Origin of the sequence: Actinoplanes auranticolor, from assembly GCF_018332655.1 — a bacterium.
Lineage (GTDB): Bacteria > Actinomycetota > Actinomycetes > Mycobacteriales > Micromonosporaceae > Actinoplanes > Actinoplanes auranticolor.
Window position 1 is genome coordinate 54,771 of the sequence record NZ_BOQL01000026.1, and the last position, 14,463, is coordinate 69,233.

Below are 14,463 nucleotides of genomic sequence, written 5' to 3' on the forward strand. Positions count from 1 at the left end.
CTTAGCTGTCGGAGGTGTTGAAGGGGACGAGGGCGACGGTGATGTTGTCCGAGCCGCCCGCGGCGTTGGCGAAGTCGACGAGCCGGCGGGCCGCCTGCAGCAGATCCGCGGAGTCGCGCAGCGCGGCCCGGACGGTGTCGGCGAAGGCGGCCGGCTCGGTCAGGTAGTTCCACAGGCCGTCGCTGCACAGCACCAGGTGACCCGGGGTCTCGGCGAAGAAGGCCCCGGTGCGCGGGCGGATCGTGCCGGCGTCCGCGCCCAGCCAGGCGGTGATGGCGTGCGCCTTGGGGTCGTTCCAGGCCGACTGCGGGTCGACGCCGAGCGAGATGGCGTGGGTGGCCCACGAGTCGTCCTCGGTGAGCTGCACGGCGTCGCCCTCGACGGGCACCCAGTAGCCGCGGCTGTCGCCGACCCAGCCGTACCCGATCTCGGTGCCGCGCACGCAGGCCGCGACGATCGTGCAGGCCGGGTTGGACGTGGCCCGGCGCGGGTCGCCGGTCGCCGCCAGGGCGGCGACCGTGGTGCCGGCGGCGAGGATCGCCTCGGCGATGCTCTCCGGCAGCTCGGGGCCGGCGGTGAGCAGGGCCTTGCCGGTCACCTCGGCCGCGGCCTCGGAGGCGACGTCCGGGTCGAACGAGGCGGACACCCCGTCGCAGACCACCACGTCGACGTCGGTGCCGCGGGTGGCCAGCCACATCGCGTCCTCGTTGCGGTGGTGCCGCAGGCCGCGGTCGGTGACCGCGGCGGCCACCGGGCCCGCGTCGGCCTCGACGTGGTCGCGGGGCCGGGCCGCCAGCAGGCCGCAGTTGCCGCAGTAGCCGTCGTCCCCGACCCCGCCCGCCGCGCCGCAGGACGGGCAGTCCTTGCCGATCGCCCGGCCGGCGCCGGTGGCCAGCGGCTTGCCGCAGCTCTCGCAGAAGGCGGCCCCGGCGGCGCGCTCGTCGGCACAGGACGCGCAGTCCGGTGCGGAGCTCATGCGGTGCCCTTCTGCGGCCGGGAAAGCCCCTGCTGCGGCCAGGGGAGTTCGGTGCAGTCGGTCATGCCCCACCTCACGTGCGGGTCCTCGGCCGGGCCGCGTTGGCCAGGTCCACCAGGCGGATCTTCTCCGGCCCGTGCGCGGCCCGGGCCATCTCCCGGTACGCGCCCTCCAGCGCGAAGCGTACGTCCCGCTCCCCGGCGTACGTGGCGCCGGGCGTGCCCAGCACCGCGGCCGGCACCGGGGTCCCGCCGGTCAGCGTGCTCAGCGCCCGTTCCAGCAGCTCGGCCCGGAGCGCGGCGAGCTGGGCGGCCTCCATCTCGAGCCGGTCGATCAGGGCGGCCGCGGCCGCGAGGGCGGCCACGTCGGCCGCTGCCGCCGGATGCGAGCGGACCAGCGCGCGCACGGCGCCGACCTGCGAGCTGCGGTACGCCGCCGAGGTCCCCGGCACCCGGTTGTACGCCTCCACGGCCCCGTCGCGGTCCCCGGTGGCGAGCCGGCACCGGGCCAGCCCCGCCGCCGCGGTCGTGTACGCCGGGTCGGTGCGGCTCACCACGTCGTAGTAGCCCGCGGCCTCGGCCGGACGCCCGGCCAGCTCCAGCGTCAGGCCCAGCGCCAGCTTGGGCGCGAGCTCGCCGGGCAGCGCGGAGTAGACCGCGTCGAACTGCTCCTGCGCGCGGGCCAGGTCACCGGAGGCCAGCGCCAGGACCCCGTCGTACCAGGCGACCCGCCAGTCCCCGCCCGCGTGCGCCGCGATGGTGTCGCGCAGCCGGGTCGCGTCGGCGAAGGCGTCCCGGCCGCTGCCCGCCGCACCCAGGTCGATCAGCGCGCGCAGGGCCCGCAGCTGCACCTCGAGGGTGTTCTCCGGGGCCTTGCCGAGCAGGGTCAGAACCTGCTGCGGTTCGGTGACGGTGACCGAGGCCAGGAACGCCGCGGCCGGGTCGGTCAGGTCGATCATCGGCGCGGGCAGGAACCGCCACTGCGGCTCGTCGTTGCGGGGGTCGGTGCGCAGCTCTCCGGTGAACAGCCGGGAGGTGGCCGGGTGGGGGTCGCCGTCGGCCGCGAGCACCTCGCGCAGCACGCCGAGCATCTGCTCGGTCATCTCGCCGGCGTCGACGAAGCGCTCGCCCGGGTCGGTGCGGGTGGCCCGCTGCAGCAGCCGGTAGAAGGACTCGTGGCGCTGGTAGACCTCGAACTCGCCGCGGTCGGGCAGGCTGTCCTTGAAGGTGCTCTGGTACCCGCGGAAGTCGGTGGTCAGCACGGCCAGGGTGCGCCCGATGGTGTAGAGGTCGGACTGGATCGACGGGCCGGCCGTGGCCATCTCGGGGGCCTGGTAGCCCAGCGTGCCGTACAGCGCGGCGTCCTGGTCGTCGATGTGCACGACGCCGCCGAGGTCGATGAGCTTGACCTGGTCGCCGGTCTGGATGACGTTGTCCGGCTTGAAATCGCAGAAGATCAGGCCGCGGTCGTGCAGGTAGCCGAACGCCGGCATGATCTCCAGCACGTAGGCCAGCGCCTGGTCCACCGGCAGCGGGTGCGGCTGGTTGTTGTTGGCCGTACGGCGGTCCTTGAGGATGCCCTTGAGCGACTCCCCGCCGACGTACTCCATCACGATGTAGCCGGCGCCCTCGTGCTCCACGAAGTTGTAGATCTTGACGATGTTCGGGTGCTCGACCTCGGCCAGGAAGCGCTGCTCGGCCACCGCGGCGGCCAGCGCGTCCTCGTCGCCGGAGTTGAGCAGGCCCTTGAGCACCACCCAGCGGTCCGAGACGCGCTTGTCGTTGGCCAGATAGATCCAGCCCAGGCCGCCGTGCGCCAGCGCGCCGATCACCTCGTACTGCCCGCCGACCAGGTCGCCCTTACCGAGCTTGGGGGTGAAGTTGAACGCCTCGCCGCAGGACGGGCAGAAACCGGCGGTGCGCCCGGGCCGGTCACCGCGGGCCCGGCCGACCGGGCTGCCGCACTTGGCGCAGTACCGCTTGTCCTCGGGCACCTCGGCCACAGCCATGATCGCCGTGGCCGGATCACGCTCGGGCAGCGGTGCCACGTCGACCAGCCCGCCGCCGAACCGCCGGCGCCGGGACCCGGTGCGGGAGCTGCCGGTGCGGGCCGAGCCACCGGTACGGGTGGAGAGCGCAGCCGTGCGCACCGAGGGCGCGGTGGCCGTACGCGGCTTCGGCGGCGCGGCGGCACCTCCCTTGAGCGGGGCCATGCCGCAGGTGTCGCAGTAGCCGTCCTGGATGGTGCCGGGACAGTCGCGTTGGCATTTCACAAGAGGCCGTCCCTCGCAGTCGTCGTGGCGGTGAGTCTGGCCACCGCGTCCTGGTACGCATTCACCGCGGCGCGGGCGGCGTCGACATCGCAGGGCGCGGTGTAGAGCGCGTCGCGGGCCCGCTCGGCCAGCGGCGCGAGGGCCGGGTCCTCGGCCAGCCCCCGCCGGCCGGCCTTCGCCTGGTACGCGTCCAGGCGTCCCCGCAGCTCGTTGCGGGCCGCCAGCATCCCGGCGTTGCGGGCAGCCGCGTCGCGCAGGGCGGCGATGCGTTCCCGGGCCCGGCGGCTCCACTCGGCCAGCCGTGGACTGATCAACGCCCAGTGCCCGGCGGCGGCCAGGGCGTCCAGCGCGGCCAGGTCCGGACGCAGATCAAGCCCGGACACCACGGCGATGGCGCTGTCGGCGAAACGGCCGGCGGCGTTCTGCTCGGCCACCGCCGCGGCCCGGGCGGCCTCCGCGAGCTGGTCCAGCAGGGCGTGCGCGTCGGCGAGGCGCTGGGTGAGCGTCTCGCGCAGCTCGCCGGCCGAGGTGCGTTCGGCGTCGGCGCGGTCCAGCAGCGTGCGGACGGTGGCCAGGGCCTGCTCGTCGCAGCCGAGCGGGTCGCTGGCGAGCGCGGAGGTGAAGTCACCGAGCCGCCGGTCGGCCTCGTCCAGGGCGGCCGAGCGGGTCAGCCCGCGCAGGTGGGCCAGCGACGAGGCGACCGTGGCGGCCTCGGGCATCAGCCGGTGCCACACGTCGCCGGCCCGGACGGCCACGTCGACCGCGGTCTTGAAGGCGGCTTCCATCGCGGCGAGCAGCTCGGCCGGGGTGCAGGTGGTGCTGACCTGGCCGGCCCCGAGCAGGCCGCGCTGGGCCAGCGGGACCGTCGTGGTGGAGAGCGTGATCGAGCGGCCCAGGACCTGGTGCACGTACGCGGTCTTCTCGGCGTCGGTGAACCGTCGCTGGTTGCGCACCGACCGGGCCGAGGTGATCAGCGCGGTCAGCATGCCGTAGCCGTCCCAGAGCCGGGTCAGCGCGGCGGTGGCGTCGGCCCAGGCGGCGGCCGTACGCCCGGTCAGCGGTCCTTTGTCGAGATCCTTGCGGGCCGTGTTGTCGTCGAGGTCCACCAGGTTCGCCGCCACGGCCGCCGCGGCCGCCTCCAGGCGCAACAGCTCGCTGTCGGCCCGGCCGAGCAGGTGCTGGGTGGGTGCGGTCACGGCGGGTCAGTCCCGGTACTCGGCGACCGGCGGCTGCGGGGCGGCGCCGAAGTCACCGAGCCACCGCTCGTACGTGGCCTTCCAGGTGCCGTCGGCCCGGTTCCTGGCCAGCACCGCGTTGACGAAGCGGGTGAACTCCGGGTGGTCGTTGTTCATCGCCATGCCGTACGGCTCCTCGGTGAACCGGGGGCCGACGACCTTGGCGTACGGGTCCTGGGCGGCCAGCCCGACCAGGATGGTGTCGTCGGTGGAGATCGCGTCGACCTCGTTCTGCTGGAAGGCGACCAGGCAGTCACCGAAGCCGGGCCGGTCCACCGCGATCGGCTTGGCGGGCACCTTGGCGATGTTGTCGTACGACGTGGAGCCCTTGGCCGCGCACACCTTCTTGCCGCCGAGGTCGTTGATGCTCCTGGCCTTCGAGGCCGACGAGACCAGCACCTTCTGCCCGGCGTCGTAGTAGATGGTGGAGAAGTTGACGTCCTTCCACCGGGCGCAGTTGGCGGTCATCGTGTCGGCGACGATGTCGACCGAGCCGTCCACCGCGGAGCTGACCCGTTTGTCGTACCCGATGACCTTGATCTGGATCTTGTCCGGGTCGCCGAAGATGGCCTGGGCGATCTGCCGGCCCATGTCCACGTCGAAGCCCTCGACCTTGCCGGTGAACGGGTTGCGCGAGCTGAACAGCAGAGTGTCCTGGCTGGTGCCGAGCACCAGGCGGCCGCGCTTGAAGATCTCGGCCATGTAGGTGCCGGCCGGCATTTTGCCGGGCGCGGGCAGCGCCCCGGTGGGCTTCAGGCTGGCGCGCGGGTTGCAGGAGGTGTCCACGGCGGCGGCGGGGCCGGTCGGGGCGGGTGCGGACGCGCTCGGGCGCCCGGGCAGCGGGGAGGAGTCGCCGGAGCAGCCCGCGGCGGCGAGCACGGACAGCGCGGCGACGGCGACGAGGGTGACACGGGCACGCATCAGCGGTACTCCTCGAGTCGGGCGCGCAGGCCGGCGACGGCGAGGCCGCAGATCAGCAGCGCGAGCAGCGGTCCCAGCACGGTGAGCAGCCCCAGCCCGCGGCCGGCCGCGCCGATCTCGTTGCGGAAGACGTCCTTGCGGCTCTCCAGTGCCCGGTCGATGTCGTCGGTGAAGCCGGTGAAGGTCCTGCTCGTCTGCGGGCCGATGGCCAGCGCCACGGCGCCGTCGTAGTTGCCGCCGTTGTCGAGCTTGCGGACCTCGTCGTGGGCGCTGACGTAGGCCCGGTGGGCCCGGGCCGCGGAGCGCACGTCCGAGCCCGTCCGGCCGTCCGGCATGACCTCGGCGGCGTCGGTGAGCAGCTTGTCGAGCCGGCTGGTGGTCTCGTCGAAGTCCGCCTCCAGGGCGCCCTCGCCGGACCGGGCGGCCAGCGTCAGCGCCTCGTCGCCGCGCTCGCGCAGGGCGGCGATCCGCGTCTCGGCGAGCAGCGCGACCGGCCAGGAGCCCTCGGTGTCGGCCTCGGACAGGTGCGCGCGCTGGGAGATCAGCACCCCGCCGACGCCGACCGCCAGCACGAGGGTGACCGCCGTGGCGACCAGCAGCGGCACGTTGAACGTGCGGTGCGTCAGGCGGCTGAGGTGGCGCTGGGCCAGCACCAGCGCGGCGAGCAGGGCCACCAGCAGCAGGACTAGCAGGGCGGTCCACCAGGAGCTGCGGGCGTCGCCGTAGCCGTCGTCGACCTCGGCCTGCGCGGCCTGGAACAGCGCCTGCGCCTGCGGCTGCAGCGAATCGCGGCTCAGCGCGGACGCCGAGGACAGGTACGCGGCGCCGATCGGCAGGCCCTGGCGGTTGTTGGCCCGGGCGCTGGCCACCAGGGCCGCATAGCGGGAGACGTCCGTGGACAGCTGCCGGATCGCGTCGGCCGAGGCCCCGGTCTCGGGGGTACGGCGGGCCGCCGAGGTCAGCGCGGTGGTGGCCCGGTCGAGGTCGTCATCGTAGCGGCGGGTGAGCTCGGTCGGCTCCAGCCCGCCGGCCAGGAACGCCTGCGCGGCGGTGGTGTCGGCGTCGGCGAGCGCGGAGTAGATCGTCTCGGCCTCGACCAGCAGCGGCTGGGCGCGGTTGCCGAGATCGGCGGTGCCGGTGGCGGCGGCGGCCGCGGTCAGCCCGGCGACGAGGCCGGTGAGCAGGCCCAGAGTGACGAGCCCGGCCAGGATGAGCTGCAGCCGGCCGGGGGAGGTCCGCCGGAGCCGGGCGACGCGGTGCAGGACGCCTCCGGCGGGGTCGGCCACGACCGGCACGGACCGGTCGAGCTGTGCTGTGCTCAAGCTTCCTCCGTCGGTGCCGTGCGTGGTCGGGCGCTCACCCGCTCACTGTGCCGCACGCGCGCAAATGATCTTCGGAGCGTCCCGGCCGGCCGAGTCTACGCAGCAGAACGCACCCGGAGGGTCCCCCTCCGGGTGCGCGTCCGGCGTACGTCAGGTCAGGTCAGGACACTCAGGTCAGGGCGCGCTTGAGCAGCTTGCCGGTCGCGGTCATCGGCAGCGTGTCCACGAAGGTGACCAGTCTCGGGTACTTGTAGCCGGCCATCTGCTCCTTACCCCAGGCGATGAGCTCCTCCTCGGTGACGGTCGCACCCTCCTTGCGGATCACGTACGCCTTCACCTCCTCGCCGTGGGTGGCGTGCGGCACCCCGATGACCGCGGCGAGCGACACCGCCTCGTGGGTCATCAGCACTTCCTCGATCTCCCGCGGGTAGACGTTGAAGCCGCCGCGGATGATCATGTCCTTGGCCCGGTCGACGATGTAGTACCAGCCGTCCTTGTCGCGCTTGGCGAGGTCGCCGGTGCGGAACCAGCCGTTGTTCATCACCTCGGCGGTCGCCTCGGGCCGGTTGTAGTAGCCGCGCATGATGCAGTGCCCGCGGATGGCGATCTCGCCGATCTCGTCGCCGGCCTCGACGGTGTTCCACGACTCGTCGATCAGTTTGACCTCGACACCCCAGATCGGCACGCCGATGGAGCCCGGTCGCGGCTCGCTGTCCGGAGCGCTGAAGGTCGCCACCGGGGAGGTCTCGGACAGGCCGTAGCCCTCCAGGATGGTCCAGCCGAGCCGGCTGCGGACCTCCTTGATGATCTCCAGCGGCAGGCTGGAGCCGCCACTGACCGTGCGCCGCATGGTCCGGGCGATCTTCTCCACGTCGACGTCGTCGGTCAGCGCGTTGAGCAGCCCCCAGTACATCGTCGGCACGCCGGCGAAGAAGGTGACGTTCTCCTTCTCCAGCAGCTTGACCGCGGCGGCCGGCTCGAACCGGGGCAGCAGCACCAGCGTCGAGGCGCTGGAGAAGCCCGCGTTCATGTTGACCGTGGAGCCGAACGAGTGGAACAGCGGCAGGACCAGCAGGTGGGTGTCGGTGCCGGGCGCGGACTGGAACAGCCGGTTGCAGGTGAGCGCGTTCAGGATCAGGTTGGAGTGGCTCAGCTCGGCGCCCTTGGCCTGCCCGGTCGTGCCGCTGGTGTAGAGAATGACCGCGGGGTCGGTCTCGGCGGCGAGCACGGTCTCGAAGACCGCCGACTGCCCGGCCAGCGCCCGGCCCAGCGTCTCGGCGCCCTCGATCGGCGACTCGGCGGCCGGGTCGGCGGTGACGAGGAAGAAGTGCTCACACGCGTCCACCTGGGCGAAGCCGGTGTGCCCCTCGGTGCCCATCGGCAGGTCGGGCGTGCCCTGGAAACAGAAGTACGCCTTGGCCTCGGAGTCGGTCAGGTGGTACGCGATCTCGCGCCCCTTGAGCAGCACGTTGAGCGGCACGACGACGGCACCGGCCTTGAGGATGCCGTAGTAGAGCACCGGGAAGTACGGCAGGTTGGGACAGGACAGGGCCACCTTGTCCCCGGGGCCGATGCCCCGCGAGCGCAGCAGGTTGGCGACCTGGTTGGCTGCCGCGTTCACCTGCGCGTACGTCAGGCGCTGGTCGCCGAGGACGACCGCGGCCCGCTCCGGGTAGTGACGGGCGCTGTCTTCCAAGAAGACGGAGAGGTTGAGCATGCGTGGGTCTCCTCGACAGATCCGCTGTGACGACGGTCTCAATCCCAACACGCCGACGGCACCCGAAGAACCCTCCGTTTCGATTTTGTTTCATCGAGACCCAGCCCTGGCGCGGAGCACCGGCACGCCGGCCGCCACGACGGCGACGAGGGCGCAGACCAGCGCCACGGCGACGTTCTGGCCCCAGGGGATCACCAGCTCGATGGCCTGCCCGATCTCCTCCTCGATCGAGCGCCGGGCGGCGAGCAGGCAGAACAGCGCCACCGTGCCGCCCAGCAGCGTGCCCGTGGCCACCGCCAGCAGGGCCTCGCCGGAGGTCACCCGCAGCACGTGGGACGTGCCGCCACCGGCCAGGCGCAGGGCCCGGAACTCCTCACGGCGTGCGGCTGTGGCCATCAGCAGGGTGTTGGCCACGGCCAGACCGGTGTAGCCGACCCCGAGCGCGAGCAGCACGGCCAGGAAGATCTGCACGATCTCGCCCTCCTCGTCGATGTCGATCTGCACGTACGCGCGGGCGGTGAGCACCCGCAGCCCGGTGGCCGGCCCGGCCGGGCCGTCGAGCAGCACCGCCGGGGTCAGCGCTCCCGGGTCGTGCCGCCGGACCAGGTCGCGGGGCAGCAGGATGGCCTCGGGAGCGTCGTCGCGGACGGCGGTGACCGGCAGCGTCGTAGTGGTGCCGTCCGGGAACCGGAGGTCCAGGCGGCGGGGCAGGTCCGCGAGTTCGCGCGACAGCACGACGCCGGTCAGGCCGTCGGTCCCCGCCACGCCGTAGCGCGTGGTCGTGCCGCCCACCGTGACCAGCGCGTGGCTGCTCAGATAGGAGTCGCCGGGCTGGCCGGCCACCGCGGCGTCGGACAGCCCCGGAACGCCGTCCGGGGCGGCGACCAGCGCGGCCGGCACGTCGGCCGCCTCGTCGGCCCCGGCGGACTGCGAGATCGTCGAGACGGTCCCGGTGAGCAGCACCGCGAAGCCGACGGTGAGCAGCACGGGGGCCGCCGTCGAGGCGACCCGGCGGGCCCCGGTGAGCGTGCCCTCGCGGACCAGCATGCCGGTGGCGCCGCGCCGCCACGGCCAGGTGGTGAGCCGCACCAGCGGGGCGATGAGCACCGGGGCGAGCAGCGCCGCCCCGACGAGCAGCAGCATCGCGGCGCCCATCATGGCCGACGACTGGGCGTCGGTGCTCATCGTGGGCAGGGCGATCAGCAGCGCCGCCCCCGCGGCGATGCCGAGGACGCCGAGGATCCAGCGGGGCCGGGTCATCGCCCGGTGCTCGACTGCCGCGTCGCGCAGGGCGTCCAGGGCGGGCACCCGGCTGGACCGCCGGGCCGCCGTCCAGACGCCGGCCAGCGCGACCACGATGCCCAGGGCGAACGAGCCGGCCAGGGCGGCCGGTTGCCCGGTCACGGCGAAACCCGCCGGTTCGAGTCCGGCGGCCACCAGCGGCGGCGCGAGCAGGGGAGCGGCCAGCGCCCCCAGCGGTACGCCCACCGCGCCACCCAGCACGGCGACGACCAGCGTCTCGGCGTACATCATCCGGATCACCTGGCCCGGGGTGGCACCGACCGCGCGCAGCAGGCCGATCTCCCGTCGTCTCTGCGCGGCGCTCAGCGCGCAGGTGGACGCGACCACGAAGATCGCCACGAAGGAGCCGAGCGCGACCATGGCGATCAGCAGTTGCGCGCCGAGCCAGCGGATCCGGGTCACCGACTCCGGTTCCAGCCGGTCGCGGGCCGCGCCGGACAGGACGGTGCCGTCCGTGCCCACCGCCGACCGGGCCGCCGCCGCGACCGCCTCGGCGTCGCCGCTGACGGTGAGCCCGATGAGCCGGACCCCGGCGGACAGGGCGGCCGCGGTGGCGTCGGCGACGTAGAAGCCGGGCCCGTCGGTCGTGCCGGTCACGGTCCAGGTCGCCGGGCCGCGCGCGGTCAGTACGTCGATCCGGGAGCCCGGGGCCGGGCCGGCCAGCGCGACCTCCCCGGGCCGGGCCGGCGCGGCGCCCGCGCTGAGCCGGTAGCCGCCGAGCGCCGCCGACGACCAGGCGTGTCCCTCGGTGAGTGCGGTCTCCGGGTCTCCGGTGGGCCGGCCGCCGACGACCCGCTGCACGTAGAAGGCCGGGTCGGGGATCGCCGCGGTGACTCCGGGCAGGGCCGCCAGCCGCCCGGTCAGAGCGGCCGCCTCGGCGATCGTCCACGAGCGGTACTCGGGGTAACCGTCGTCGTTGTCACCGACCGAGGGGGAGTGCACGAGCACCGGCGTCGCGGACAACCGCTGCGGCGTCTCGGGCTGCGACGACGCCCAGAGGGTGGTCGAACCAGCCACCACGCCCACGCCGAGGGCGATCGCGACGAAGGTGCCGGCGAACGCCGCGAAGCGGTGCCGGACCATGTCCCAGGCGAGCCTCACCGCTCCTCCAGCCGGGCCATGCGCACGGCGATCTCCGGGGCGCCGGCCGGGTGGTCGAGCACGTCGGCCACCCGGCCGTCGGCGAGCAGCAGCACCCGGTCGGCGTGCGCGGCCGCGTACGGGTCGTGCGTCACCATCACCACGGTCTGCGCGTGCCGGTCCACCGCCGTACGCAGCAACCGCAGCACCTCCCGCGACGCCGTGGTGTCCAGCGCGCCGGTCGGCTCGTCGGCGAACAGCACCGCCGGCCGGGTCACCAGCGCCCGGGCGATCGCCACCCGCTGCTGCTGGCCGCCGGAGAGCTCACTCGGCCGGTGCCGCGCCCGGTCCGCCAGCCCCACCTCGGCCAGCATCTCGCGGACCTCGCCCGCCGCCGGCCGCCGTCCGGCCAGGCGCAGCGGCAGCGCCACGTTCTGCTCCGCGCTCAGCGCCGGGATCAGGTTGAACGCCTGGAACACGAAGCCGACCCGGGCCCGGCGCAGCTTGGTCAGCGCACGCTCGGACAGCCCGGTCAGGCTGACGCCGTCGATGCTGACCTCGCCGCCGGTCGGCCGGTCGAGGCCCGCGGCGCAGTGCAGCAGGGTGGACTTGCCGGACCCGGACGGGCCCATCACCGCGGTGAACGTGGCCGGCGCGATGTCCACGTCGACCGCGTCGAGGGCGGTCACCGCGCTCTCGCCCGTACCGTAGATCCTGGAGACGGCCCGCAGCCGGACCGCCGTGCCGATCGTCGTGATGGTCATGCCGGAAGCCTTCCGGCCGGCCCGGCCGGGCACATTCCCCCGCGGGCGAGGATCGAAGGTATACCCAGCACTACCGAGTGGGCCGCGGCCCGCCGGTAGCGTGACTGCCCATGCCGGTCCGCAACGCGCTCGACGCGCTCACCATGCGGCCCACCCGGTTCCTGACGTCGTCGTGGCCGTGGCGCTCGCTGGCCTATCTCACCGGTGGCGCGATGATCGGCTTCGCCACGATCGTGGCCACCGTGCTGCTGCTGGCCGCGGGCGCGGTGTTGTCGGTCGTGGTGGTCGGTATCGCCGGCTACCTGGCCACCGTCCTGTCCGGAGTCGCCGTCGGCCGCCTGGAGCGGTGGCGGATGCGCCTGGTCGACCGCGAGGAACTGCCGGACCCGCACCGCGCACCCGCCGCCCCGGGCCTGCGCCCGTGGCTCATGTGCCGGCTGCGGGAGCAGGCCACCTGGCGCGAGCTCGGCTACACGATGATCTCGGCGCTGGTGCTGTGCTGGATGGACGCGGTGGTCGTCGGGGCGGCCGTCTTCGCACCCACGACGGTGCTGTTCGGTCCGTTCTACAACCGCGAGGACTCGTTGTGGCTCACCGTGCCGCTCGCCCTGTCGACCCCGGCCATCCTGGCGGTGGCGGCCTATCCGGTGACCGCGTGGGCCGGGGCCCGGGCGGCGATGGCCCGGGCGCTGCTGGCCCCGCGCAGTGACGACAGCGACGCCAAGCTGGTCGAGCTCAGCCGGTCCCGGGCCCGGCTGGTCGACGCGTTCGAGGTCGAGCGCCGGCGTATCGAGCGGGACCTGCACGACGGGGCCCAGCAGCGGCTCGTCGCGCTCAGCATGCAGCTCGGCCTGGCCCGGCTGGAGCTGGCCGCCGGCTCTCCGGCGGCGGTCCAGGTGACGGCGGCGCAGCAGCTGGCCAAGGAGACCCTGGCCGAGCTGCGCGAGCTGATCCGCGGCGTCCACCCGAAGGTCCTCACCGACCGGGGCCTGGCCGCGGCCGTCGGCGACGCGGCCGGGCACGCCCCGGTGCCGGTCGACCTGGACCTGCGGCTGGACGGGCGGCTGCCGGACGCGGTCGAGGTGGCGGCGTACTTCGTGGTGGTGGAGGCCCTGGCCAACGTGGCGAAACACAGCGCGGCGACGCGGGCGGCCGTGACCGCCGGGGTGCGCGGCGGCCGGCTGCACCTGGACATCCGCGACGACGGCCGCGGCGGCGCCGACCCCGAGCGCGGCACCGGCCTGACCGGGCTGGCCGACCGGGTCGCCGCCGTCGACGGCACGGTGGCGCTGTCCAGCCCGCCCGGTGGCCCGACCCTGCTGCACGTGGAGATCCCGTGCGGGTCGTGATCGCCGAGGACGGCGTCATCGTCCGCGAGGGCATCGCCGGGATGCTGCGGCACTTCGGCCACGAGGTGGTCGCGGCCGTCGCCGACGCGCCCGCCCTGCTGGCGGCCGTGGCCGAGCACCGGCCCGACGTGGTGGTCACCGACGTGCGGATGCCGCCGGGTTTCAGCGACGAGGGGCTGCAGGCGGCGATCGCGCTGCGGGCCGCCGACCCGGACCTGCCGGTCCTGGTGCTGAGCCAGTACGTGGAGCAGACGTACGCCGCCGAGCTGCTCGACTCGGGCCACACCGCGGGCGTCGGCTACCTGCTCAAGGACCGGATCGGCGAGGTGGCCGAGTTCGTCGACGCGCTGGTCCGGGTGGCCGCCGGCCGTACCGTGGTCGACCCGGAGGTGGTCCGGCAGCTCCTCGGCCGGCGCCGCGACCCGCTGGGCCGGCTCACCCCGCGCGAACGCGAGGTCCTGGCGCTGATGGCCGAGGGCCGCTCGAACACGGCGATCGCCCGCACGCTGGTGGTCAGCGAGGCGGCCGTGGCCAAGCACATCGGCAGCCTGCTGGCCAAGCTGGACCTGCCCCCGGACGTCGACGACCACCGCCGCGTCCGGGCCGTGCTGGCCTTCCTGCGCGGCTGACCCGGCTCAGGCGGCGCGCAGCTGGTCCAGCACCAGGGGGTCGATCCTCCCGGCGACGATGCGTTCCTCCAGGTTGGCGATGCCGGCCCAGGAGGCCAGGGCCTCGTCGAGGTCGGCCGGCGCCGGTCCCGCGGGGTGGCCCAGGGCGGCGAGCCGCTCGCGGACCTCGGCGCCGATGTCCCCGTCGAGATCCAGCAGGGTCGCCGGGTCCGGGCGTGCGAAGTAGAGCGTGTGCAGCTCGAGCAGCCGGGTCAGCTCGGTGACCGGGTCGGGGTGGTCGTCCACGCGCAGATCCACCACGACGTCGCTGGTGCCGCCGTACCCCTGGCCCTTGGCCACCACCAGCAGCGCCGCGCTCTGCCGGCCGCGCCGGTCGCCGCCGGCCTCGTCGCCGGCGCGCAGGGCGTCGAGCAGCCGGTACGCCAGCCGGGTCCGGTCCGCGCCGGCCAGCCAAGTCCTGCGCATCTGCTCGACCACCTGCGGGCCGGCCAGCATGTTGCCCTGGATGGCGAAGCCGTCCCCGGCCACGCCGCCGGCCCAGTCGTGGCACGCCGAGCCGGTGAACGTGGCGCCGGGACCCTGCGTGCCGACCACGCCGACCTGCCGGTGGTCCACCGGACCGGCGTCCGCGGCGATCAGCCCGGCGACCGTCTCGGTGGCGGGCACCCCGGTGGCCAGCAGCGCGAGCGCCTGCGGCCGGTACGCGAGGTTGGCGTACGACTGGGTGGCCACCGCGCCCACGTCGGCCAGGGCGGCGGGCACGGCCGCGCCGGCGCCCAGGAACTTGCTGGCCACGGCCACACCGAGCGCGCCGCCGTCGGCGGATCGCGCCACGACAGAGAAAGTCATGCGGGCACGTTATCCGAGTCGTAACACGGCAGGAGAACACTGTGCCC

11 protein-coding genes are annotated in these 14,463 nt (G+C 74.3%); 2 read left to right on the forward strand and 9 right to left on the reverse strand.

The window, feature by feature from the left end:
- Nucleotide 1: 1 nt before the first annotated feature.
- The 8 genes from Aau02nite_RS16095 to Aau02nite_RS16130 form a co-directional block, all read right to left on the reverse strand.
- Nucleotides 2-976 (reverse strand): PP2C family protein-serine/threonine phosphatase, encoded by a 975-nt coding sequence (locus Aau02nite_RS16095; RefSeq protein WP_212989234.1) that lies wholly within the window; start codon nucleotides 974-976, stop codon nucleotides 2-4.
- Between the two features lie 73 nt (nucleotides 977-1,049).
- A complete protein-coding gene (locus tag Aau02nite_RS16100; RefSeq protein ID WP_246595184.1) occupies nucleotides 1,050-3,248 on the reverse strand; it encodes a serine/threonine-protein kinase in 2,199 nt (732 codons plus the stop codon).
- The gene (locus Aau02nite_RS16105; RefSeq protein WP_212989235.1) at nucleotides 3,245-4,444 is read right to left on the reverse strand and encodes a hypothetical protein; all 1,200 of its coding nucleotides are present in this window, start codon (nucleotides 4,442-4,444) and stop codon (nucleotides 3,245-3,247) included. Before Aau02nite_RS16105 ends, Aau02nite_RS16100 begins: the two co-directional genes overlap by 4 nt.
- A gap of 6 nt (nucleotides 4,445-4,450) precedes the next feature.
- Entirely contained in the window at nucleotides 4,451-5,404 is a 954-nt protein-coding gene (locus Aau02nite_RS16110) for a glutamate ABC transporter substrate-binding protein (RefSeq protein ID WP_212989236.1), read from the reverse strand.
- Entirely contained in the window at nucleotides 5,404-6,726 is a 1,323-nt protein-coding gene (locus Aau02nite_RS16115) for a GlnX family signal transduction membrane protein (RefSeq protein ID WP_246595185.1), read from the reverse strand. Before Aau02nite_RS16115 ends, Aau02nite_RS16110 begins: the two co-directional genes overlap by 1 nt.
- Nucleotides 6,727-6,895: 169 nt before the next feature.
- Complete coding sequence (locus tag Aau02nite_RS16120; RefSeq protein WP_212989237.1) at nucleotides 6,896-8,443, reverse strand: long-chain-fatty-acid--CoA ligase; 1,548 nt, start codon at nucleotides 8,441-8,443, stop codon at nucleotides 6,896-6,898.
- A 90-nt stretch (nucleotides 8,444-8,533) separates the two neighbouring features.
- A complete protein-coding gene (locus tag Aau02nite_RS16125; RefSeq protein ID WP_212989238.1) occupies nucleotides 8,534-10,846 on the reverse strand; it encodes an ABC transporter permease in 2,313 nt (770 codons plus the stop codon).
- The gene (locus tag Aau02nite_RS16130; protein WP_212989239.1) at nucleotides 10,843-11,589 is read right to left on the reverse strand and encodes an ABC transporter ATP-binding protein; all 747 of its coding nucleotides are present in this window, start codon (nucleotides 11,587-11,589) and stop codon (nucleotides 10,843-10,845) included. Before Aau02nite_RS16130 ends, Aau02nite_RS16125 begins: the two co-directional genes overlap by 4 nt.
- A gap of 110 nt (nucleotides 11,590-11,699) precedes the next feature.
- Here Aau02nite_RS16130 and Aau02nite_RS16135 point away from each other — a divergent pair, with 110 nt between their 5' ends.
- Both Aau02nite_RS16135 and Aau02nite_RS16140 read left to right on the forward strand, forming a co-directional pair.
- Nucleotides 11,700-12,938 carry a sensor histidine kinase gene (locus Aau02nite_RS16135; RefSeq protein ID WP_212989240.1) on the forward strand — a complete coding sequence of 413 codons (1,239 nt, stop codon included), beginning with the start codon at nucleotides 11,700-11,702 and terminating at the stop codon, nucleotides 12,936-12,938.
- Nucleotides 12,939-12,979: 41 nt separating this feature from the next.
- A complete protein-coding gene (locus tag Aau02nite_RS16140) occupies nucleotides 12,980-13,567 on the forward strand; it encodes a LuxR C-terminal-related transcriptional regulator (protein ID WP_246595225.1) in 588 nt (195 codons plus the stop codon).
- A gap of 6 nt (nucleotides 13,568-13,573) precedes the next feature.
- Here the strand turns inward: Aau02nite_RS16140 and Aau02nite_RS16145 are convergent, their stop codons facing one another.
- Complete coding sequence (locus Aau02nite_RS16145; RefSeq protein ID WP_212989242.1) at nucleotides 13,574-14,416, reverse strand: DUF1028 domain-containing protein; 843 nt, start codon at nucleotides 14,414-14,416, stop codon at nucleotides 13,574-13,576.
- Nucleotides 14,417-14,463: the final 47 nt, after the last annotated feature.

What these genes read in the sequence shown, in the direction of transcription:
- Aau02nite_RS16130 (WP_212989239.1), bottom strand. Translation starts at nt 11,589, where the DNA reads ATGACCATCACGACGATCGGCACGGCGGTCCGGCTGCGGGCCGTCTCC.
- Aau02nite_RS16110 (WP_212989236.1), bottom strand. Translation starts at nt 5,404, where the DNA reads ATGCGTGCCCGTGTCACCCTCGTCGCCGTCGCCGCGCTGTCCGTGCTC.
- Aau02nite_RS16095 (WP_212989234.1), bottom strand. Translation starts at nt 976, where the DNA reads ATGAGCTCCGCACCGGACTGCGCGTCCTGTGCCGACGAGCGCGCCGCC.
- Aau02nite_RS16145 (WP_212989242.1), bottom strand. Translation starts at nt 14,416, where the DNA reads ATGACTTTCTCTGTCGTGGCGCGATCCGCCGACGGCGGCGCGCTCGGT.
- Aau02nite_RS16135 (WP_212989240.1), top strand. Translation starts at nt 11,700, where the DNA reads ATGCCGGTCCGCAACGCGCTCGACGCGCTCACCATGCGGCCCACCCGG.
- Aau02nite_RS16140 (WP_246595225.1), top strand. Translation starts at nt 12,980, where the DNA reads ATGCTGCGGCACTTCGGCCACGAGGTGGTCGCGGCCGTCGCCGACGCG.
- Aau02nite_RS16120 (WP_212989237.1), bottom strand. Translation starts at nt 8,443, where the DNA reads ATGCTCAACCTCTCCGTCTTCTTGGAAGACAGCGCCCGTCACTACCCG.